At 58.7% G+C, this 19,943-nt stretch carries 24 protein-coding genes and 1 pseudogene; 5 read left to right on the forward strand and 20 right to left on the reverse strand.

From position 1 onward, the window contains the following. Positions 1-223 precede the first annotated feature (223 nt). Positions 224-1,231, forward strand: a complete 1,008-nt coding sequence (locus tag BM449_RS09130) for an aldo/keto reductase (RefSeq protein ID WP_071800970.1) — start codon at positions 224-226, stop codon at positions 1,229-1,231. 2 nt (positions 1,232-1,233) lie between these two features. Here the strand turns inward: BM449_RS09130 and BM449_RS09135 are convergent, their stop codons facing one another. Then, entirely contained in the window at positions 1,234-1,929 is a 696-nt protein-coding gene (locus BM449_RS09135; protein ID WP_071800971.1) for a hypothetical protein, read from the reverse strand. Positions 1,930-2,015: 86 nt separating this feature from the next. Beyond that, positions 2,016-3,053 (reverse strand): phosphoribosylformylglycinamidine cyclo-ligase, encoded by a 1,038-nt coding sequence (purM, locus tag BM449_RS09140; RefSeq protein ID WP_071802155.1) that lies wholly within the window; start codon positions 3,051-3,053, stop codon positions 2,016-2,018. Between the two features lie 419 nt (positions 3,054-3,472). Between purM and BM449_RS09145 the strand changes: the two genes are divergently transcribed. Together BM449_RS09145 and BM449_RS09150 are read left to right on the forward strand one after the other, a co-directional pair. After that, positions 3,473-4,030 (forward strand): septal ring lytic transglycosylase RlpA family protein, encoded by a 558-nt coding sequence (locus tag BM449_RS09145; RefSeq protein ID WP_071800972.1) that lies wholly within the window; start codon positions 3,473-3,475, stop codon positions 4,028-4,030. 69 nt (positions 4,031-4,099) lie between these two features. Continuing rightward, positions 4,100-5,674 (forward strand): bifunctional pantoate--beta-alanine ligase/(d)CMP kinase, encoded by a 1,575-nt coding sequence (locus BM449_RS09150; protein WP_071800973.1) that lies wholly within the window; start codon positions 4,100-4,102, stop codon positions 5,672-5,674. Positions 5,675-5,977: 303 nt separating this feature from the next. Here the strand turns inward: BM449_RS09150 and BM449_RS09155 are convergent, their stop codons facing one another. The 14 genes and pseudogenes from BM449_RS09155 to cpeB form a co-directional block, all read right to left on the reverse strand. Beyond that, positions 5,978-6,469: a low molecular weight protein-tyrosine-phosphatase gene (locus tag BM449_RS09155; protein WP_071800974.1), complete on the reverse strand. Its 492-nt coding sequence runs from the start codon at positions 6,467-6,469 to the stop codon at positions 5,978-5,980. A gap of 7 nt (positions 6,470-6,476) precedes the next feature. Next, entirely contained in the window at positions 6,477-7,172 is a 696-nt protein-coding gene (locus tag BM449_RS09160; RefSeq protein ID WP_071800975.1) for a HEAT repeat domain-containing protein, read from the reverse strand. After that, entirely contained in the window at positions 7,169-7,549 is a 381-nt protein-coding gene (locus BM449_RS15585) for a hypothetical protein (protein ID WP_311134070.1), read from the reverse strand. The genes BM449_RS09160 and BM449_RS15585 overlap by 4 nt, the downstream gene beginning before the upstream one ends. 45 nt (positions 7,550-7,594) lie before the next feature. Then, positions 7,595-8,017: pseudogene (locus BM449_RS15590) on the reverse strand (HEAT repeat domain-containing protein); the annotation flags it as partial. A gap of 51 nt (positions 8,018-8,068) precedes the next feature. Then, a complete protein-coding gene (gene cpcA / locus BM449_RS09170; protein WP_071800976.1) occupies positions 8,069-8,557 on the reverse strand; it encodes a phycocyanin subunit alpha in 489 nt (162 codons plus the stop codon). Positions 8,558-8,601: 44 nt separating this feature from the next. Next, positions 8,602-9,120, reverse strand: a complete 519-nt coding sequence (locus tag BM449_RS09175) for a phycocyanin subunit beta (protein ID WP_071800977.1) — start codon at positions 9,118-9,120, stop codon at positions 8,602-8,604. Between the two features lie 177 nt (positions 9,121-9,297). Further along, on the reverse strand, positions 9,298-9,591 hold the full coding sequence (locus BM449_RS09180; protein WP_083544489.1) for a hypothetical protein: 294 nt from the start codon (positions 9,589-9,591) through the stop codon (positions 9,298-9,300). 20 nt (positions 9,592-9,611) lie between these two features. Continuing rightward, positions 9,612-10,319 carry a chromophore lyase CpcT/CpeT gene (locus BM449_RS09185; RefSeq protein ID WP_162922859.1) on the reverse strand — a complete coding sequence of 236 codons (708 nt, stop codon included), beginning with the start codon at positions 10,317-10,319 and terminating at the stop codon, positions 9,612-9,614. Then, positions 10,258-10,803, reverse strand: a complete 546-nt coding sequence (locus BM449_RS09190; protein ID WP_205526822.1) for a phycobiliprotein lyase — start codon at positions 10,801-10,803, stop codon at positions 10,258-10,260. The genes BM449_RS09185 and BM449_RS09190 overlap by 62 nt, the downstream gene beginning before the upstream one ends. A 117-nt stretch (positions 10,804-10,920) precedes the next feature. Continuing rightward, positions 10,921-11,715: a phycobilisome rod-core linker polypeptide gene (locus BM449_RS09195; protein WP_083544491.1), complete on the reverse strand. Its 795-nt coding sequence runs from the start codon at positions 11,713-11,715 to the stop codon at positions 10,921-10,923. A 42-nt stretch (positions 11,716-11,757) separates the two neighbouring features. Next, a complete protein-coding gene (locus BM449_RS09200; RefSeq protein WP_083544492.1) occupies positions 11,758-13,236 on the reverse strand; it encodes a phycobilisome rod-core linker polypeptide in 1,479 nt (492 codons plus the stop codon). Positions 13,237-13,269: 33 nt separating this feature from the next. Then, positions 13,270-14,139, reverse strand: coding sequence for a phycobilisome linker polypeptide (locus tag BM449_RS09205; RefSeq protein ID WP_071800981.1), 870 nt, complete (start codon positions 14,137-14,139; stop codon positions 13,270-13,272). A 253-nt stretch (positions 14,140-14,392) separates the two neighbouring features. Next, complete coding sequence (gene cpeA / locus BM449_RS09210) at positions 14,393-14,887, reverse strand: class 1 C-phycoerythrin subunit alpha (protein WP_071800982.1); 495 nt, start codon at positions 14,885-14,887, stop codon at positions 14,393-14,395. A 54-nt stretch (positions 14,888-14,941) separates the two neighbouring features. Beyond that, positions 14,942-15,496, reverse strand: a complete 555-nt coding sequence (cpeB, locus tag BM449_RS09215; protein WP_071800983.1) for a class 1 C-phycoerythrin subunit beta — start codon at positions 15,494-15,496, stop codon at positions 14,942-14,944. A 328-nt stretch (positions 15,497-15,824) separates the two neighbouring features. Between cpeB and BM449_RS09220 the strand changes: the two genes are divergently transcribed. Beyond that, a complete protein-coding gene (locus tag BM449_RS09220; protein ID WP_071802159.1) occupies positions 15,825-16,061 on the forward strand; it encodes a hypothetical protein in 237 nt (78 codons plus the stop codon). Here BM449_RS09220 and BM449_RS09225 read toward each other — a convergent pair. From BM449_RS09225 to BM449_RS15005, 4 genes are all read right to left on the reverse strand, one after another. Beyond that, entirely contained in the window at positions 16,024-17,337 is a 1,314-nt protein-coding gene (locus tag BM449_RS09225; RefSeq protein WP_071800984.1) for a HEAT repeat domain-containing protein, read from the reverse strand. The two genes, BM449_RS09220 and BM449_RS09225, sit on opposite strands and share 38 nt — an antisense overlap. Positions 17,338-17,346: 9 nt before the next feature. Continuing rightward, positions 17,347-17,817 carry a DUF2656 family protein gene (locus tag BM449_RS09230; protein WP_071800985.1) on the reverse strand — a complete coding sequence of 157 codons (471 nt, stop codon included), beginning with the start codon at positions 17,815-17,817 and terminating at the stop codon, positions 17,347-17,349. 97 nt (positions 17,818-17,914) lie between these two features. Beyond that, positions 17,915-18,445: a hypothetical protein gene (locus tag BM449_RS09235; RefSeq protein ID WP_162922861.1), complete on the reverse strand. Its 531-nt coding sequence runs from the start codon at positions 18,443-18,445 to the stop codon at positions 17,915-17,917. Positions 18,446-18,664: 219 nt separating this feature from the next. Then, positions 18,665-18,922 carry a Rho termination factor N-terminal domain-containing protein gene (locus tag BM449_RS15005; protein WP_145536785.1) on the reverse strand — a complete coding sequence of 86 codons (258 nt, stop codon included), beginning with the start codon at positions 18,920-18,922 and terminating at the stop codon, positions 18,665-18,667. A 139-nt stretch (positions 18,923-19,061) separates the two neighbouring features. Between BM449_RS15005 and BM449_RS09240 the strand changes: the two genes are divergently transcribed. Continuing rightward, positions 19,062-19,943 carry a HEAT repeat domain-containing protein gene (locus BM449_RS09240; protein ID WP_071800987.1) on the forward strand — a complete coding sequence of 294 codons (882 nt, stop codon included), beginning with the start codon at positions 19,062-19,064 and terminating at the stop codon, positions 19,941-19,943.

A 19,943-nucleotide genomic window follows, 5' to 3' on the forward strand; every position in this document is an offset into this window, starting at 1 on the left:
GCCATTGCTGGCCGTACGACCACAGTGGCCGCAGAGGATGGGTTCTGAGCTGGTCTTTGCGTTGGCCTGCGAGCTGGCTTGCGATTCCGCCCCAGATCCCTCTCCGTCGCGGGCGGAAGACGATGGGGCCGGGGCGTCGGGCCCCGGGGAAGACGGCTGTGGATTCAGCGGTCGGTCGCAGCTGGGAGGATCATGGCGTCGAAGCCCTTGGCGGTGCGGCGTGATGGCGACGGCTCTCCCCCTCGGCGGGTTCCTTGGCCCCGATAGCGACCTGCCATCGATCGGCGTCGGCACCTGGGCCTGGGGCAACCAGTTCCTCTGGGGGTACGAACCGGAACGGCACGACGCGGCCCTGGCAGCCACATTTCAGCGGGCCGTGGACCTGGGCCTGACCTTCTTCGACACGGCCGATTCCTATGGAACGGGCCGCTTCCAGGGCCGCAGTGAGGTCTTGCTCGGCGGCTTTCTCGCCACCCTGCCGGCGGCCAGGCTTGCCGGCCTCTGCGTGGCCACCAAGCTGGCGCCGTTCCCCTGGCGGCTGGGTCGAAGCGGCTATGCCAGAGCCTTCGAGGCCTCGCGGCAGCGCCTGGGAGGAAAGCTCGACCGGGTGCAGCTGCACTGGAGCACGGCCCGCTACGCCCCCTGGCAGGAGGGGCCCTTGCTGGAGGGTCTGGCCGATCTGGTGGACCGCCAGGAGGTGGCCAGCCTGGGGCTCTCGAACCTGGGGCCGCGGCGCCTGGAGCTGATCCTCCAGCGGCTGGCCGCCCGTGGCATCCCGCTGGCCAGCCTGCAGGTCCAGCTTTCCCTGCTCGCTCCAGACGCCCTCGCCCCCGGTGGGGTGGCCGAGGTCTGCCGCCACGCCGGCGTCGAGTTGATTGCCTACAGCCCCCTGGCCCTGGGGCTGCTCAGCGATCCCGGCCGCAGCGGCCGGCCCTGGCCTGTCGGGCCGCGGGGTTGGCTCTACCGCCGGCTGCTGCCGAGGATCGAACCGCTGCTGGTGGAGATGCGAGCCATCGCTGCCGCCCACGGCGCCTCGATGGCTGAAGTGGCGCTCAACTGGTGCCGGGCCCACGGGGCCCGGCCAATCCCCGGCCTGCGCACGGTGTCCCAGGCAGAGACAGCCGCGGCAGCCGTGGGCTGGCGGCTCGAAGCGAGCGAGGTGGGAGCTCTCGATCGCCAGGCGATCGCCCTGCCCGTGCGGATGCCGGCCAATCCGTTCCAGTCGAACTGACGTCAGCCGGTGGTGAGCGACGGGGAGGGGTCGGGGCTGAGGACCACCGGTAAGGAGGCCGGACGGGGCAGCTCCCCTGCAACTGTGCGGGCTGGGGCGGGGATCAGCCGGGCTGGCGGGCTGGCCTTCGCCGCGGCCTCTGCGTCTGCTGCGATTGGCTGACGATCGTCGCTGCTGGGGCCAGGCTCGGTTTCAGGGCTGCTTGCTTCGCAGGCGGCGAGTGTTTCCTGGATCAGGGAATCGAAGAGGGGACCCGGCAGCCGCAGCCGCGCCAGTTCCAGAAAGGTTCTGGACATCGATTCACTGGCCACGGCCCCCACGGCCGGATTGTTGCGGCGCTGCTCCTGCTCTTCGAGCACGGAGCGAATGAAGCGTTCGGTGACATCGCGTTTGGTGCCCGCCCGGATCCTGGTCTCCTGCTCCAGTGTCGAGAGCAGGCTCTGTTGCTCAAGTTCCTGCAGGCGCCGCGTCAGGCTGTCGAGCACCTCCCGCGCCTCGTTCAGCACATGGCCCAGCTGGCCATCGGAGAGGCGGGGCAGATCCGAGACATACACCTTGCCGTGGTCTCTCAAGGCCAGAAAGGTGGGCCGGATCAGCGGGGCGTTGCTTGGAACCTGACGCGGCCGGCGCGGTGGATTGGGGGGTAAGGGGCCGGCGGAACTGCGACGACGGGTGCTGCGGCCGTTGATTGGAATCATCGAATATCCATCCTCAAAACTGGCGCCAGAGGCTTTTGACGGCTTAACAACTCCATCATCTGACTTCGCCGAGTCCCGAGGCGGCTTCAGTTGCTCGGCAGGCCGGCCACCGGGCCGCCTCCGCTCGGGCCCGCCACAACCTCGCCCAGGTGCCAGGCGCGCACACCCAGGCCCTCGCTGATAGCGATGGCGGCCGCTTGATCCTTCGCTGGCACCACCAGGCAGTAGCCGACACCGAGGTTGAAGGTGTTCCAGAGGTCCTCCTCCGGCACCTCGCCTTGTTCCTGTAGCCAGTGAAAGAGGGCGGGACGCTCCCAGCTGCCTGGATCGATGCGGGCGTGAACGCCCGCCGGCAAGCAACGGGGCAGGTTTTCCGGCACGCCTCCCCCGGTGATGTGGGCCATGGCGTGGAGAGGGATTCCGCCGGCCTTCAGGGATCTGACCACAGCGCCGTAGAGCTGGGTTGGCTTGAGCAGGGCCTCGATCACCGGCTCGTCACTGCCGTTGAAGGTGCTGGCGGCCGTGATGCCGCGCGCGTCGAGAATGCGGCGCACCAGGCTGAAGCCATTGCTATGGACCCCGCTGCTGGCCAGGCCGAGGATGGCGTCACCGGCCTCCACCTGCTTTCCGTCGATCAGGGCGTCGGCTTCCACCACTGCCACACAGAAGCCGGCCAGGTCGTAGCGGCCAGGGGCATAGAAGCCCGGCATCTCGGCCGTTTCACCTCCGAGCAGGGCGCAACCGCTTTGCCTGCAGCCGTCGGCAATCCCTTCCACCACTGCGGCCATGGCCTCGGGGCTGAGCTTGCCGGTGGCGATGTAATCGAGAAAGAAGAGAGGCTCGGCGCCACTGGTGATCACGTCGTTCACGCACATCGCCACTAGATCGATGCCCACGTCATGGTGGCGGCCATGGGCCTGAGCCAGTTCCAGCTTGGTGCCCACCCCATCGGTGCCGGCCACCAGCAGGGGGTTGCTCAAGCCGCTCGGCAGGCGGCAGAGCCCACCGAAGCCCCCCAGGCCGCCGAGCACCTCGGGGCGCCGGGTGGATTCAACGCTGGTCCGGATCCGCTCGACAAAGGCCCGACCTGCGGCCACGTCCACTCCTGCTGTGCGGTAGTCCATGGCATCCGTTCTGTGGGAACAACTCTGGATCCTGGTGATCCTCTGATGGGACACGGCACTGGCTGCTCCCGGGGCTGACCACCCGTGGCGGTGGACGGCTGCGAGATTGACACCCAGCTCCATCACCACTGCTGATAGCAGACATCCTTTCTGCTGATTGATCGAGGCGGTGTTGGCCCGCTCCATCCTTGATGGGGCCGGCGATGTTGGCTTCGATGATGATTCCTGATCATTCTTGTGATCCCATTCCTCCACACAATCTTTTCAGGATTGCCATTAAGTTTCCTGAGTCTTTGATTTGGTCAGGAACTTCACCACCTCGATCATTCCTCTCATGCTTTTCGATTGAGTGGATTGGTCGTCGGTTTGATCGTTGATCTTCAGGTGATTGCTGTTTTAGGCAGCGGGTTTCGTTTGTTATGCCTTCCTCCCTTTCCCTCGGAGCTCTTGCTCTCCTGCTCTCCAGCAGTGGTGTTGCCATCCCCGCTTTCGCCGATTCCACCAAGGGCCCACAACCCCTTGCCTTGGCGATGTCAAGCGAGCAACCTGCCCAAGCAAAGCCCTCCACCAGCCCCAACGGCAACGTGGTGATCCGCGACGTTCAGGACCAACCTGACTTTGAGCCTGTCATCAGGCCGGTGGTTCCCCAAACGGTGGCTTCGGCTCCCAGCCAGTCCAATGTCAGGCATGTGACCACCGGCGAGGCCAGCTGGTACGGCCCTGGTTTCTTCGGAAACCGCACCGCCAACGGTGAAATTTTCCGTCCTGGCACCCTGACCGCCGCCCATCGCACCTTGCCCTTCGGCACTCGGGTGCGGGTCACCAACCTTCGTAACGGCCGCATCACCTACGTGCGCATCAACGACCGTGGGCCGTTCGTCGGCAACCGGGTCATTGATCTGGCCCACGGAGCCGCCCAGAAATTGGGGCTCATCTCCAGTGGCATCGCCCAGGTCCGCCTTGAGGTTCTCCAGTAAGGTCTGACACCTCTCTGATCTCCGGCCCATCCGTCCCTTTGGCGTGGTGGGTCTTTGTTTTGTCAGCCGATGTTGTTGCTGCGAACCTGCGCCGAGCTGCTGCGCTGGTGCGCTTCTCTGCGATGGCAGCAACGGCCTTTGCACTTCGTGCCCACGATGGGTGCTCTGCATGAGGGCCATCTCAGCCTGATTCGCCGGGCAGCCCTGGCTCAGCCAGTCGCGGGCGCTGAGCCGGTTCAGCCCGGGGTTCTGGTGAGCGTGTTCGTGAACCCACTCCAGTTCGGGCCGGGCGAGGATTTTCAGCGCTACCCCCGCGATCTCGAGACCGATGCCGCAACAGCAGCGGTGGCTGGTGCCCACGCTCTGTTTGCACCCTCCGTTGAAGATCTCTTTCCGGGTGGAGAGGCCGAGGTCACCCGGGTCATTCCGCCGGCGTCCTTGCTGGAGACTCTCTGCGCCCGATCCAGGCCTGGCCATTTCGACGGCGTGGCCACCGTAATCGCCCGTCTGCTGGCGTTGATTCGTCCCGATCGCCTCCTGCTCGGAGAGAAGGACTGGCAGCAACTGGTGGTCTTGCGCCGGGTCGTGGCGGCTCTTGGTCTGCCGGTGCGGCTGCAGGGCTGTCCCACCTGGCGCGAAGCCGACGGACTGGCCGGCAGTTCTCGTAATCGCTACCTTTCCCCGGCTGAGCGCCAAAGGGCCAGCGCCATTCCCGTGGCCCTGCTAGAAGCCGCTGAGGCCTGGCGCTGCGGCGGCCTGAGTGAGGAACGGCTGCTGGCAGAGTTACGAGACGGGTTGGAAGCCTCCGGTCTGCAGGTTGACTACGCCGAGCTGGTCGGGGCCCAAACCCTCCAGCCACCCCCATCCGGTCATCGGGGTCTTGCTTTGCTGGCTGTGGCTGTGAACTGTGGGTCCAGCCGTCTGATCGATCACCACTTTCTGATGTCCCGAGCCCCGATTGTTGCCATCGACGGCCCCGCCGGTGCCGGTAAGAGCACCGTTACCCGGGCGTTCGCCCGCCGGCTGGGTCTCCTCTACCTCGATACAGGAGCGATGTACCGCGCCGTGACCTGGTGGGTGCAGCGCCATGGGGTCGATCCGGCGGATCCGGAGGCCGTCGCCCTGCTCCTGGGCGATCTCGACCTGCGGCTGGAGGGCGGGCTTGGTGCCGAGCAGCGGGTCTGGATCAAGGGCCACGAGGTCACCGCGGCGATTCGTCACCCCGACCTGACCGCCGCGGTGTCTGCGGTGGCGGCCCATGCGGCCGTGCGTGAGGCCCTCACCGGCCAGCAGCAGGCCATGGGCGAACGGGGAGGGCTCGTGGCCGAAGGCCGCGATATCGGCACGGCGGTTTTCCCCGACGCTGATTTGAAGGTGTTCCTGACCGCCTCGGTGCAGGAGCGTGCCAGGCGGCGCGCCCTGGATCTGGAGCAGCGGGGATTTCCCCCGGTTTCGCTCCTTGAACTGGAGGGCCAGATTGCCGAACGCGACCGTCTTGATTCCTGTCGGGCGGTTGCCCCGCTCGCTCAGGCCGATGACGCGATCGAGCTGATCAGCGATGGCCTGGAGATCGAGGCGGTGATCCAGGCCCTGGTGGATCTGTTCCGCGAACGGGTGCCTGAGGAAGCCTGGCCAGGAACTTGACGGTTTGTTTCGACTCCCCCTTAAGTCCCTTCTCCTCAGCAGTAGGGTTGAAGAGCTAAAAGAGCGTGAAACAGCTACACACCATAGGATTCAATCAATAGTTTTAAGCGAATTCCGCGCAATCAGCGACACCCGTCACCATGACACTGAGCTCAACGTCTTCCATTGCAATGACCTCCAACCTTTCGGCGTCTGTGGATCGCCCAATCGTTTCGTCATCGGCGATGCGGCATCCATCGGAGCGTCCCCAAAGCAGTGGCAATCAGGCTTTTGGCATGATGATTCATTCGATGGTGAGCATGGTCAAGAATGGTTCCTGTCGCTAAGGAACGCAAGTAAACCCTTGCAGGCATCTTCCAAGAGATCGAGCACATCCTCAAAGCCGCTTTCCCCGCCGTAGTAGGGGTCTGGAACTGATGTGGCTGAAAACTTGGAGCAATACATGGTGATCGGTTCGATCAGGGCCATGCTTTTTTGGTCAAAATTACTCTGTTTGGCCATTCTGCAGACCTGATCAAAGTTGTCCTGATCCATCGTCAGGATCCGATCAAACTTCAACAAGTCAGCCTTTGTGATCTGTCTTGCCTTGCTGGGTAAGTGGATACCGCGTTGAGCGGCAGCGGAACGCATTCTTGAATCGGGATCATTCCCGACATGCCAGGCGCCAGTTCCAGCGGATTCGACAAGATAATCCCCGTTGTGTTCGCTTGACTTGAGTAGATGAACGAAGATCCCCTCGGCAGCTGGGGACCGGCAAATGTTGCCTAGGCAGACGAAAAGTAGGCGCTGGGTCATGGTTGATTCAGGCTGAAAGCTCAGGTGTAGAGATGCTGCGATCAAGCCGTTGATCGTTCAGTCGCCGCAGGGCCAGATCGGCTCGCAGTCTGACCACCACCACGGGCTCGCTCGCTTCATTGGCAAGGCTGCGGAGGTTGGTGATCAACTGGGTCACCACGTCTGGATGGCTAAGGAGAGCCGGTGCGAGTTGTTCCAGGCCTGCCGCAACGGCGTAGCGAACGATCCACTCGCCATCGCTTTGGCCCTTCTCCAGGGAGGTAAAACAGCGCAGGGTGGCTTCTTCGCGCTCCTCAGGCCCCAGGCCATCGAGCACAAGCTGTCCGAGGCCCCGGGCAGCGGCTCGGCGCACACTTGGCACCACATCTTCGGCCAGGGCTTGCTCTAAAACGGCCAGTCCTCGGACGTCGCCGATACCAGCGAGGACCCGGACCGCCCAGGCCCTCGCTCCGTAGTTGTATTGATCAAGATTGGCGAGCAGCGGAGCAACGGCTGGCTTGCCAATCTTGATCAGGCCCTCCACGGCCGCCACAGCCGCTCCTGGGTTGTTGAACGTAAGAATCTCCATCAGGCACCCCAGACTTCCAGGGTCTGCCTTGGCACTGAGGGCTTCGGTGGCTTCCAGCAGTGCTTCGCCCGTGCAGGCTCCTTGAACCGCTGCAATCAGAGTGGCCAGTTCGCCGTGGGGCGTGGATGTCGTCATAGCAAGTCGTCCATTGCCGTCAAAACGGCTTCGGCGCTGCCTGGGCTGGGAGCGGCTTCGGCAAGTCCTCGCAGGGCGATCAGTTTGAGGCTGTTCTCCGCCAGGGTTGCGCAGATCGGCCCCAGTGCTGGCAGCCAGCCACAGGCACCAATGTCCAAGAGCGCTGAACGGCGCACCTGGAGCTGGGGGTGACGAAGCATCGCCACCAGTCGCTCACCCCAGCAGGGTTGACCTGTGAGCTGAAGCAGGGCTCGGGCGGCGGCATTGCTCACCACCGGTCGTTCATGGTCGAGGAAGGGCGTGATCACCTCCAGCACCTCCGAATTCGCCACGCCCAACTCCCCCAGGGCCTCCAGCAGGGCCTCACAGGGCTCCACCAGACGAGCTGATCCCTGCTGAGCACGTCCGGGCCCAGCAGGGCCACCCTTCAGGCGGCGCGCGAGCGGCTCGACGGCTTCGCGCGCGCCCAAGTTTCCAAGTGCTCTTGCCGCGGCTTCGCGCAGTCCTGGGTCGTCATCATCAAGTGCGCGGAGAAGATCTGGTATGGCCTGATGGGCCGCCTGCCCGAGTTTGCCAAGGGCTCTGGCCGCATTTCTGGCTACCGCCGTGGCATCAAGATCTTGATCTGGATTGTGAACACTGCGTTGTCGCAGGGCCTCAAGTAACAATGTGATGGTTCTTGGATCATCGCTGCGATGCCGCCCTAGCCACCAGGCGGCGTAGTAACGGGAGGAGGCATCATCAGTCAGGCCGAGTCTGCGTAGTGCCTCGTCTTCGCTGATGGGGCTTCCAATCAGCTCCGAATTTGCTTGCCTCTCCATCAAATCAACGCCCAATGATTCCATAAAAAATGGGGGCTTGAAGCCCCCAAGATAGACACTGATCCTTTTGCCAAGTCAGACTAGTGCGTTGATCGCATAGTCAAGATAGTTATTGGCTTCGGTTGCAGCTTCGCCACTCAGGCCGTGGTTCGCCTTGATATAACGCAGAGCTTCCACATACCAGGAGGGTGAAAGTTCGAAGGTGCGGTTGATCTCGTCGAGACCGGCGATCAGGTAATCGTCCATGGGGCCGGTGCCACCGGCCACCAGGCAGTAGGTGACCTGACGAAGGTAGTAGCCAATGTCACGGGCACACTTGGCTTTGCCTTGGGGAGTGGAGGCGTAGTTGGGACCCTGCTGCTGGGTTGTGAACGGGAACTTGGTGTAAACCGCTTGGGCGGCACCGTTCACCAAGGCATCAGCCTTGGCTGTGAGCTGCTTGGCGGCTTCCAGGCCTGCCTTGGCACGGCCGAAACGGCCGAAGGCGGCTTGCATCTCAGTGTTGCTGAGAAAGCGAGCCTGGGAATCAGCTGTAGAGACGGCTTCTGTGAGTGGGGATTTCATGGAATGGGAGAAGGGAAGTAAGGGTTGAAAGCTTCTCTAAAGCGTCAAGCGACAGAGGATGCGGCCCGGTCAAAATAGGTGCCAATCTCTGAGGAGAGAGCCGTGCAATCACCTTGGGTGATACCACCGCGATCGTTCACAATGCCGAGGGCGGCTTCCTTCATCTTGCGAACACCTTCTGCAACCGAAGCTCCAGGGGTGCCCAAGGCCAGATATGTCTCACGCAGGCCATTCAGGCAACGATCCTCCAGAACGCTGGAGTCTCCGTTGAAGATTGAATAGGTGACGTAACGAAGAATGATCTCCATGTCGCGCAGGCAGGCAGCCATGCGACGGCTGGTGTAAGCGTTACCACCGGGGGCGATCAGGCCGGGTTGCTCAGCGAAAAGGGCGCGAGCCGCGTTAGCGATGATGGTGGATGAATTGCTGGTGATGCGATTAACAGCATCAAGACGCTTGTTGCTGTCTGAAACCATTGAAGCTAAAGCATCAAGCTCGCCAGCGGAGATGAAACTGCCACGGGCATCAGCCTGAGCAATAACCTTTGTGAAAGCATCAAACATGGGGAAAGCACCTATTCTTGGAGGCAGTGTCTTTGATAATACCCTGACAAACTCCAGGACGTCGAAACGCCAGAGGCTAGGGCTTCGCTGGCTTGCCGATGCCGAGCACTGGAGGGCCAAGCGACCTGTCTATTATTTAATAGGCAAGCCCCGGATCAAGCGGGTGTTAACAAAAGGTCACCCCCTTTCGTCAAATCGACTGTGAGATCCACCTTTTTCTGCCCAGTAGTGTAAAAGCTCCACCCAGTGTTGATTCATCAATGAGGCCTTCCCCTGCAGCACCCGGATGATGCGATTGCCAGAATAAAGACTTTTATCAGTATTGACACTGAGGAGGCGTCCGCCAAGGCTCTCCACGGCTTCCGCGAAGCGATCGATCGCGTTCTGCTCAAGGGACTCCATGACCAAAAAGTTGCCTTTCAAGACAAGGTGCCGGCTGCGAATCCAGCTCCTGAGCCGTTGTTTGGCCATGGGTGGCAGATCGGCCCTCGTCATACAAGTGACTGGGTTGCGCTCAACGAACAGGGTAATTCGTTTGCAAAACTTTCTATCAGTTCAAACTCAAACTGTCGATCTGTTAGACCCCAGAGTTGTTCGTGGCTGTTTGGATCACAGCCAAAGTCGCGGCTACGCCAAAGACCTTCTTCAAGTAAAACCTCACTGACAAGGTAAGTCAGCTGGCCATTGCGCGGAACCAGGCACTGGCAGCCTTCTTCAAGCTGGCCGCGGAAGGTGCTACTGGTTTCAGGGAAAAATTCCATCGCGCAGCCCTGCCTTGCGATCAGCTCGCTACGCTCCAACTTCTGAAGAAGACTGGGCTCATGACTTGCACCTGCTACTAGGAGGGAATCTGGAGGGCTGAAGTTATCAACTCTGAGTCGATCAGGCAGCTGCCGGACATGGTGAACTCCTTGGCGATAGGGACGCCATAGATCAAAGGTATAAGCTTGTTCTGAGTAAAGCCAGCACCCATCAAAACCCGAAGTAGTAATAGGCCTGAAGGCCAGTTGAATATGGGATAGCTCTGTTGAGTGGGCCGCAAACTGGCGATCATTGCGGTAGAGACCCGCAATCAGTTGAAGGCATTGAAAAGCTTGGGTATCACTCAAGGCCTTTGCAGCCATTGTGGGTTTCTTCTCAACTTCCATCGTGCTGGCGAATTTCAGAGGAAAAAGAAGCTTGGACGATACCTTGGCCACTTTGCGTGCGCATCATGGAGACCCTTAATCTCACATCTTTGGTTGCAAACCAGATGCGTTCTTCGGCGCTGGATCCTTCATAGGGAGTGATCAATGTGAAGGCACCATCGTCATCAATATTATATCGGCCGATGGCTGGAATCTTTTCTGTATAACCTATGCTACGCAAAAGTATGCCGCTTTTGCTGTCTGTTGGCACTGGCACAAGCAGGCATTCACCAGCGCTGACATCTGATTCATCCCAATCAGAAGTACCGCGCCAACTCATCCGAAAGGGATTGGTGATCGCTTGTTGCGCGATGCCATTGAGGTCAAGTAATTGGGCAAGCTCAATCGATTCATTGGGCTCCGCCATAATGACAATTGTGGAATCAATTTCCTCAACGTGCCGGAAAGCCAGATTGTGGCCACTTCGCTTTGAATGCCATGTGCCAAGCGACTTCTTGACAAAATTTGAAATCAAAATGTCAGTCGAGGTCGCCAATTCGTTGAAGTGCGGATGAGCCAGATGATTGTGGATTCTTTGGTTTAAGCAACTAACCAATCGCAGAAAAAGCCGCCATTGTAAACATGGCGGCAATGGGATGCTGATTGTTTTGAGCTAGTTCGCAACAGGCTTGACAGTGCGTATACGAGCGCCCTGACGCTGAATCACATTGATTCGCTGAGTGAGCTGAGCATAGTCAACAGTGATAACTTGGGCCGCTCGTCGGTTGACAGAGCTATTGCGAGGCATGTCAATCACAATCTCGAAGCGTCCATTCTGATTGCCGCCTGATCTTGTCGCGATCGGCGGGTTGGCCGACTCTGAAAGGTTGGACGCCAAACTGCGAGCATTGGGCTGATTCTGACCCAAGTCACTGCTGGCATAACCACGGCATTGATTAACTGTACGAAGAAAATCCTTCGTTTGGCTCAGCTGAGCAGAATCCGTGCGGGTGTAGGGCGCAATATTTTCCCCGAAGGCTAAGCCGTATTCGTCACTATCTATATAAGAAAGGATCTCAGCCTCGTAGCCTCCAGCAGCATAGATCGCTGTATGCTCGGCGATTTCGGCTTGGTTGCGTGGCGCCCGGCCGAGCAAATGCTTGAAGTTCAACTCAATGAAACGATATTGTGAGTTCGTGTCAAAGAATCGTTGCCGATAGGCGTCAGAGAGGGCAACTGCTGCTACAAACTGCCTGACAGAAATGTCACGATTGCGTAGTTGTGACTCTAATGTGCTGAGCCTGTCGGATTCAATGAGGTGAGCATTTCCCAGCACCTGACGATAGACCGATGTCATGACATCGTCTAATTCCATTTCATTCGAGCTGGCCCAGAGTTCACTCGTGGGATTCGCTTGTATCCAGAGAGACATTATTTTAGGGTAAGGGGAAGTGAATAGACGCGGCATGGTGCTGCGTCAAAGCATCAGCTAAGCCGTTATAAGTGGATCTCAGGAGATCTCGCTTATGCTGGTAATGCGGCCGCTTGTGCTGTGAATGAACTTTAGCTGGCTTGTCATGCGGTCTCCAGCAACTTCATAAGTCGTTTGAGCTTTACGGCGACGGCTTCCGAAGGTTTGGCTTGTGACCACAATCCTGTAGCGCTTGCCTGGCGGTTCAGTTGATCCACTTGCTGCAGTGGAACGCAACGGAATGATCTGATTGGCACCACCAGTGACCTGGTTGAGAAGGCGAGAGCTGGTGACTTGTCGGTCCCCTCCGCTATAGCCATTGACGAGCGCAAGGGTGCGGTTGAAACTGTTTTGACTGCGGCCTTCGGCAGATTTGACACCTCGGAGGTACGGAACAATATCCTCACCGAAGTTATTGATGTATTCTTCACTATTCAGGAAGTGGTCAATCAAGGCTGCGTATCCTTGGCGAATCACGATGTCAAGGGGGACACGGAATTCAGCTTGACTTTCTGGAGCACGGCCGAGCAATTGCTTGAACAGCAATTCCACAAAGCGATAGGGAGAAGACTTTGTAAAGAACCGCTGCCGATAGTGCTCAGTGAGGCAGACGTTGCGAATGAAGCCCCTGACGCTCACTTCCCCGTCAATCAATTGGGATTCAAGCGATGTCGGAATATCCCCTTCCATCAGGTGTGGGTTCCCCATCACTTGGCGGTAGACGGCGCGAATAACCTGCTTCACCTCCTCGGCGCTGCTGCCAGCCCAGCGCTCAATCCTTTGCTGATCTTGTTGTGATACCCCAAACCCTGCGTAAAGCGAGGCGCTGAACGGGGCGCTATCTTGACCGGAAGTGGAACGCATCGGCTTGAAGACAGCGGTTGGAGAAGGGTTGTATCGGCCGAAATTCAAGCCCGACATAGCTCTTGCTGCAGCGGCAAGATAGGGAAGGGTCTGCGAACGTTTCGGTTGCGCATTATCACTACTGCTGTTGCTGCCCTTCAGTGAGAGCATTTTGGTGTAATTATTCTGGCCAAGACTGACTTGACTCACAACAGAGCGTAGGTATGGAACTGTGTCTTCACCAAAAGCATTCTGGTATTCATCACTACCCGTATAACTTCTAATTTCTTCTTCAAGGCCTTTGCTTTGAAGAATTTCAACTTGTCTGGAAACTTCAGCTTCTGACTGTGGCGCCCGGCCAAGAAAATGCTTGAAGTTCAGCTCAACAAAACGATGCGGTGAGCATGTTTCAAAAAAGCGACGACGATAGAGTTCGGAGCAACCCAGCTCCGTGACGAATCCACGGACGGAGAGTTCGCCGTTAGCCAAGCGAGATTCGGAAGAGCTCAGTCGCTCGCTCTCCATCACTCCGATATTTCCAAACACCTGTTTGTAGGCGGCACGAATGGCCACTTGGCAGGCTTCGGTCCCGGCTTGAGGCCAGAAACTTGTAGGGGCCATGTTTGGCTGCATCAGATTAGCTTGAGGAGCTTGAAACCGATTGAGGGTAGGCATGGCAGAAACAAGATTAGGACTCAAGGGGATTGATCAATTGACAGGTGTAATGCTGGCTATTTTCCCGCCCTCGGCGTGAATTCGTTGGTATTGTTCGGAGAGTTTTTCGAATGGGACGTAATACACCCGGCTTGATTGGCGGTAACGCGAAAACTTTTGAACTTTGTTCGCTTGATTGCCACTGACCTGAACTCGAAACACCTTTCCCTCTTGGCCGGCTCCGACGCCTGAGCGGGTCTTGCCTATGCCATTCGGAGAAGCCAGGCGGAAGCTGCTGGCCGTATTGCTGGGGCTGATCACTGGGAAACTGGTGTTCTGGTAAGCGGCACTGCCGAGCTTGGGAGCAATGCCAGCGACGTCTCCCTTGAGATCGCTGCTGCTGGCTCCCCGGGTGAGCTGGAACATCCAGGTGAATTCCCGCATACTCTTGCCAGCGCCGGTTTGCCAGCCGTGCAGATAGGGAACGGTGTCTTCGCCAAAGCGATTTTGATATTCGACGCTATCGATAAAACTGTCGATGTCGGCTTGAAATCCAAATTCGTCAAGAATGGTGCTATGGCTGCGAAGCTCTTCGAAGTTGTCTGGTGCTCTGCCCAGTAAGTGCTTGAAGCTGAGCTCAATGTAGCGATACCGGCTACAGGTATCGAAAAAGCGGCTTTGGTATGTATCGCTTTTTGCTAATTGCCTGACGAATTCACGAACGCTGATTCGACCGAGCTTGAATTGTGATTCTGCAACGACTTGGCGCTCTTCTTCCATCACATAGGCATTGCCAAGAACTTGGCGGTAAATTGCTCTGATGATGACGTCTTTATCAGCGTTTTCATCACCCGTGAAATGCTCTTGAGCGCCGATTGATGTGAATCGCTCTACGCCAAGGAAGGAAGCAGGTCCAAAGGTCATGCTGGGAGTGCTCGGGGGACTAATGGCATACCCAGGGGGCTTGGGTGCCATGGTTCAGTTCTTCAAGATCTTACTAATGGGCACCGGCCCATTCTCTTCTCATGCGTCAATTGTTACATCAATCCGACGATCAGGGCTTGATCGTTTTGTTGAGTTCAATCAGCGAATCTGACAAAAAAGCGGCCCCGAGTGGGGGCCGCAGAAGAGGCTGCAAAAGAACAACGTGAGGCGTTGCCCTAGGGCAAGGCTGTGATCAGGAGAGGGACTCGATCACATAGGAGAGGAGCGACTTGAATTCCTTGGCGGCTTCAGGGCTCATGTCACGAGGAGCACAGGCGCGCTCACGGGTGTAGGAGAAGGCTTCGACATAGGCCGCGGTGGGCAGATTGAGGGCACGGTAGACCTCACGAGCGCCGGCAATGCCCCACTCATCGATAGGACCGGTGCCGCCAACGACGAGGGAGTAGTTGATCAGACGCAGGTAGTGAGCGATGTCGCGGTAGCACTTGTCGGTTTTGACCTGATTTTCACCAGCTTCACCGGCTTGCTTGAGGTAGGGGTACTTCTTGAAGCAGGCATCACCGGCTTCCTGCACCACTTTGTCGAAGCCAGCAGCAAGCTTTTCAGCAGCTTCAAGGCGAGCAGCGGAACGCTGGATGGACCCTTGGACCGACTCGAGATCGGACTGGGTGGGGAAGCGACCGGCAGCGTCAGCGGCAGTGACGACGGTGGTAACGACAGATTTCATTGGAAACTTCGAAGCGAATGGGTTTGGGAAGGATCAGTCAGAGACTGGAGGAAATCAGCCGAGTGCGCTGATGATGCGATCGAAGTAGCTGGCGGCTTCTGACGCGACAGCGGAGCAGTCACCCTGGATGGTTTCCATCTTGTTGAAGCGGGTGCCACCCATGCCTGGGGTGTTGGTCTCGCTGATGTGGGCGCAGGAGGAAGCCTTCATGATGGCAACGGCGCGACCAGCGGACTGGAGGGGCACACCCAAAGCGATGTAGGTCTCCTTGAGGCCGTTGAGGCAGCGGTCGTCGAGGACGGAAGCGTCGCCGGCGAGCAGGGCGTAGGAGATGTAACGAAGAACGATTTCGCCGTCACGCAGGCAGGAAGCCATGCGGCGGTTGGGATAGCAGTTTCCACCAGCCTGGATCAGGCCGGTGTTTTCGCAGATCATGCCCGAAACGGCGTCCGAAACGATGCAGCTGGCGTTGCTGGCGATCGCGTTGACGGCATCAAGGCGCTTGTTGCCATTGGCCACGTACTGGCGCAGAGCGGCGAGTTCGGACTCACCGATGGTGGCGGTCTTGGCGTCGGCGCTGACTACAGCGCGGGAGAAGGCGTCGAGCATGGGTTCTTGAAAAGAGGGTGAGCCGCGTCGTGATGAGCGGCGTGGTTGTTGGTGAGGACGATGTGCTAGCGGCAGGCGTAGGCATGCCGAAACCGACACTTCGCTCGCCAAGGCGCTAAGCAATCCCTAAGGTCGAAGGGTTGGTTCTCAACTTGAGACCTTTGCGGCTGTCCGCCCAGAAAGGCTAGATCTCATCGGTTTTCCTTTCCCCTGAGTTGGTGGACTCATAGGATTTCGTAACAAGCTTTTCAGCGCAAAAGCTTTTCAGCCCAGCCCGCCGACTCCAGTCAGGGGGGAAGATGGGTCGGTTGGGCCCCAAAACGCCTTGATGCCAGACCTCAGCGATCGTTCCATCACCAGTTCAGAAGGCCCGGGGGAGCTTGAGCTCGCCATTCAAGACCTGCAGGCCTACCGGCAGCGGTTGGTGCAGGACGTGATGACCATGGGCCACAAGCTGAAGCTTCCCCAGGCACGGGTGGAGCGTGACCTGCTCGAGCATCCCGAAATTAAGGAGGTTGACCAGCTGCTCAGTCAGTTGGGCCAACAACGCGCCGGCAACGCCTAGCCCGTAGGCCAACCAGCCGATCTCCGTCGCTCAAGCACGCCTCTGGTGGGTTGAGGCCGAGGCTTTCCAGGGCCATCACACAGGCGTAGCGCAGCTCCCAGCTTCTGGCACTGACCGCATGCTCCTGCAACACGCTTCCGGCCTCCGTTGTTTGCAGCCGTGCCAGGGCCAGGGCTGCAGCCGGTCGGGATTTCAGAAATTGGGGCCGCTGGTTGTTGAGCCCATCGATCACCAACGGCAGCAGCATCGGGTCGCCCAGTCGTCCGAAGAGATGCATCATGTGGTAGTGGGCTCCGTAGTCGTTCCAGCCCTCCTGCTCAAAGCTGCTAACCAGGGCCGGTAAGGCCGCTTTGCCGAACTGCTCCTCCAAGGAGACGATCGCCAGGTAGGTGCGTCCGAAGTCGGTTCCGTACAGCTCACGTACCAAGGATTCAAGCGCTTGGGGCTGGTCGTAACGATGAACCAGTTGCAAGCTTTCGGGGCGATCATCGAGTTGACGATCGAGGACATCTAACAGCAGCTCATCGGAGAGAGGCTCGCCGAAGCAGGCCGCGTCTGTGTTGCCGGCAAGGCTGGCCAGATGACGGATTCCCCGTAACCGGAACACAGGCGAGACAGGGGCTTGTCCGATGCGTGGAATGGCCGGCAGCCAACCCACGTCCATCAGGTCTTGGATGACGCCTCGCCTGACGTTCACATTGGGGTGAAACAGGAACGGCTCCAATTGCTCCAACTCTGAGCCATTGCCCGAGATCAATGCGCAGGCTGTGATAGCGGCCGTGGCCAGCATCCCGTCGTCGGCATCCACGAAAGCCGCGATGGGTTCGAGGGCGGCCTGGCATCGCTGGCGGGCGAGAACCTGCACGATGACTCTCCTGCTCTGGCTGGGGTCGGCCAGCAACTCGATCAGGCTGGCCTGGATTCCCGCATCGTCTGCGCCCAGTTGACCCAAGGCCCAGGCTGCATTCTCGACAAGATAGGGATCCTGACTTGTCAGACAGTCGACGATGCCCGCTGTGGCACGCCGGCAGCCCAGCCGGGCGAGGGTTTCTACTGATTTGCGCCGCGCAATCCTCTGGGCTTGGGCCCCGTCTGTGTCCTGGAGGCAGGCCATCAGTGCCGCTTCGGTGTCCTCTCCAGGAAAATTGATCAGGTGCGCGGCTGCCGTGTAGCGGTCACTCTCAAGGTCGAGATCCTTGAGCGGTCTCAGCAGCATGGAGATGGCTTCATCCTTGCCGAGGCCGGGATGAATGTTGAAAAAACGGTGATCTGACATGGTCTGAAGTCACTGGCACTGAGGTTCCCAGATTTCGAAGACGGCATCGATCGGACGAGCGCCCTTCAGGGCCTCCCAGGAGATCCCCTTGAGAAAGGCTTCGGGACTGTTGGTCTCCACCAGGTCGACACCCCACCCTCCGAGCTGCAGTGGAGATCCAAGCTGTCCTGGTTGATCCTTTCGGCCTCCTAAAAGCAGCACGGTATAAGCATCAGATTCCCCGGCCCGCACACGCTGGTTGCGCAAGGTCTGGCCGAGAAGGCGGGCCAAAGCGATTGGCTCCAGTGGTGCGGTTACCTTGGCGCGCCAATGCGGGTGCACAAGTTCTTTAATGGCGATTCCATTGGCCGCTCCAGTGGTGATTCCGGTGTCCAGCCCGTCTGTGAGAAGCTCAACCAAGGCGCTTCCCCGTAAATCAGCGTAGCTCTCGCTCGGTAACTGGAAGTTGTGGGAGATCACGAAGCTGGTGTCAGTGGCCATAGCTGGTGATCTGTCTTGATTCATTTTATCTGATTGTGGTTCGCGCTACCGCCATGCAGTCGTCACGGGGAAAGCCAATAATCTGGTTCCAAGGACATTAACCAGTGGTGCTCCAGCTCAAGTGGTGGGATTCCTCAAGGGCCGAGTGGATGCCAGCGAGGCCCAAGAGCAACAGCTGCTGGGTGGCGGAGATGGCTGAAGGTTGGAGCTGCGCGCGATAGGTGCTGGCCATGTCCAGCAGGGCTGAAGCCATGGCGTCGACCGGAACATCGAGCAGCCGATAGAGCTCCATGGTCGCGGCATAGCCCTGCTGGTCGCAGAAGCCCGCCTCACCGATGGCTGCGCCATAGCTGGCGATGCGCAGAAAATGCCAGAGATCGCGCCAACAAGCCTTGGATCGATCGGGAGTGTGCAGGGAACCGCCGATTGTGAACAGCTGTGGAAACTGCCCATGAAGGGTTGATTTGGCATGCTCCACAAGCGATGGCATCAAGCGTTGAAAATTCAGAATGTCTTCCTGATCTGCCTGTGATTCGCTACAGAGGGCTTGGAGCTCTTCGCCATGCAGCAGTCGCTTCGCTTGATCCGCCTCAAGGAGGTATTGGACGTGCTCATTGCTGAGTGACAAGGAATTGGGCAGCGTGAATAGGCGAGCCTGGGCGATCAGTGCTTTCATGTGCGCCGAAGGCGATTGTTGTTCCATCGACGAGCGCATGATCTGAGTTGGCAACGACAATAATGAAAGCTTTGGGCCAGAAGTCTGAGGTAGCAGTCTTGAAGAAACGACAGGGCCACTGCTTTTGAGCAGGATCAAGGTTAGACGGGCCTGATTCGAAGCTGTAGGGCCTCAGCTCGTGAGTAGTCGCTCGATCAATTTGGCTTTGGAAAGTTTTCCTGCATTGTCAATGCCTTGCCGTGCGGCCTGCTTGCGAAGTTCAGATAAGCTGAGTTTTGCTAAAGAATTTTTGAAACCCGAATCAGTTATTACAGTTGTTGGTTCGCCATGTTTTGCCGAGCCCATAGACTCATCTGAAGTAGGGTATTTCCCGGTTCTGGTAAGGAAATGCCAGGGGCGTTGGTGAGCCACTGGAATCAGTTTTTCCATACTTGCGAACATTGGGCCTGTTGATGGGGCCCTATCTAGGACCAGGCTTTGGTATTGGCAAGAACTCTTCAGAACTCGTGATCCAATACCGAGGTGATGCTGCATGTTGGAGAATGGCTTTCCAAGACCAGGACTCTCAATGAGCGGTACGGTTTCACCTCAGTTCACGCCGAAGGAAAATGATGCCCTGCTGGCTGAAGTGCGCTCTGCCCTGGCCAACGGTCAATTCTGCGGCGATGACCCGAAGGCCTTGGCGCGCGTTGTTGAGGGATTGGCGGATCCCCGCGGTCTTGTGCGCTTCAACTTCGCCGAGACGCTCGGAGCGATTGGCCGCCCAGCCATTCCGTTCCTGCTCAAGGCCCTGCGCGGGCACGAGAATGTGGCGGTTCGTCGTGCTGCTGCCAAGACGCTGACCCTGATTGAGGCCCCAGAAGCCCTGTCAGATCTTGATGCTGCCCTCAGTCATGATCCCGATCCGGTGGTGCAGGGCTCGGCGGCTGGTGCCATGGCCCGTTGTGGCGCCGACGCGGTTCCGTTCCTGATGAAACAACTTCAGGATCCTGATGCGGGTGCCATCGTTAAAGGATTGGCCCGGTGGGCCCTCTCGTTTATTGGCGCTGAGGAGGTTGGGCCCTTGGCTGAAACCATGCAGACGGGGAACCCGGATCAGCGCGCGGCCTTGGTGGAGGTGATTGCGGAGCAGATACGCTCCAGTCAGGATGCTGAACTGATCGCACTGCTGATTCAGTGTTACTCGGATCCTTCGGCGGATGTTCGCGCTGAGGTTGTCACGGCTTTAGGTAATCTGCTCGATCCTCAATACCTGCCTCAGCTTCTTATCGGGCTTGCCGATTCATCTGGAGTTGTGCGCAGGGTCGCAGCACTGGCTCTCGTCAAACAAAAAGATCCTGGTGTGCTCAGCCAGGTGAGAGATGCCGCCCATGCAGAGAAAGACCCCAGTGTGATCCCCGTGATGGAACTGGCAATTCGCCAGCTTGAGCAGCTCATCAAAATCGATTGA

It is taken from the genome of Synechococcus sp. SynAce01 (assembly GCF_001885215.1).
GTDB lineage: Bacteria > Cyanobacteriota > Cyanobacteriia > PCC-6307 > Cyanobiaceae > Regnicoccus > Regnicoccus frigidus.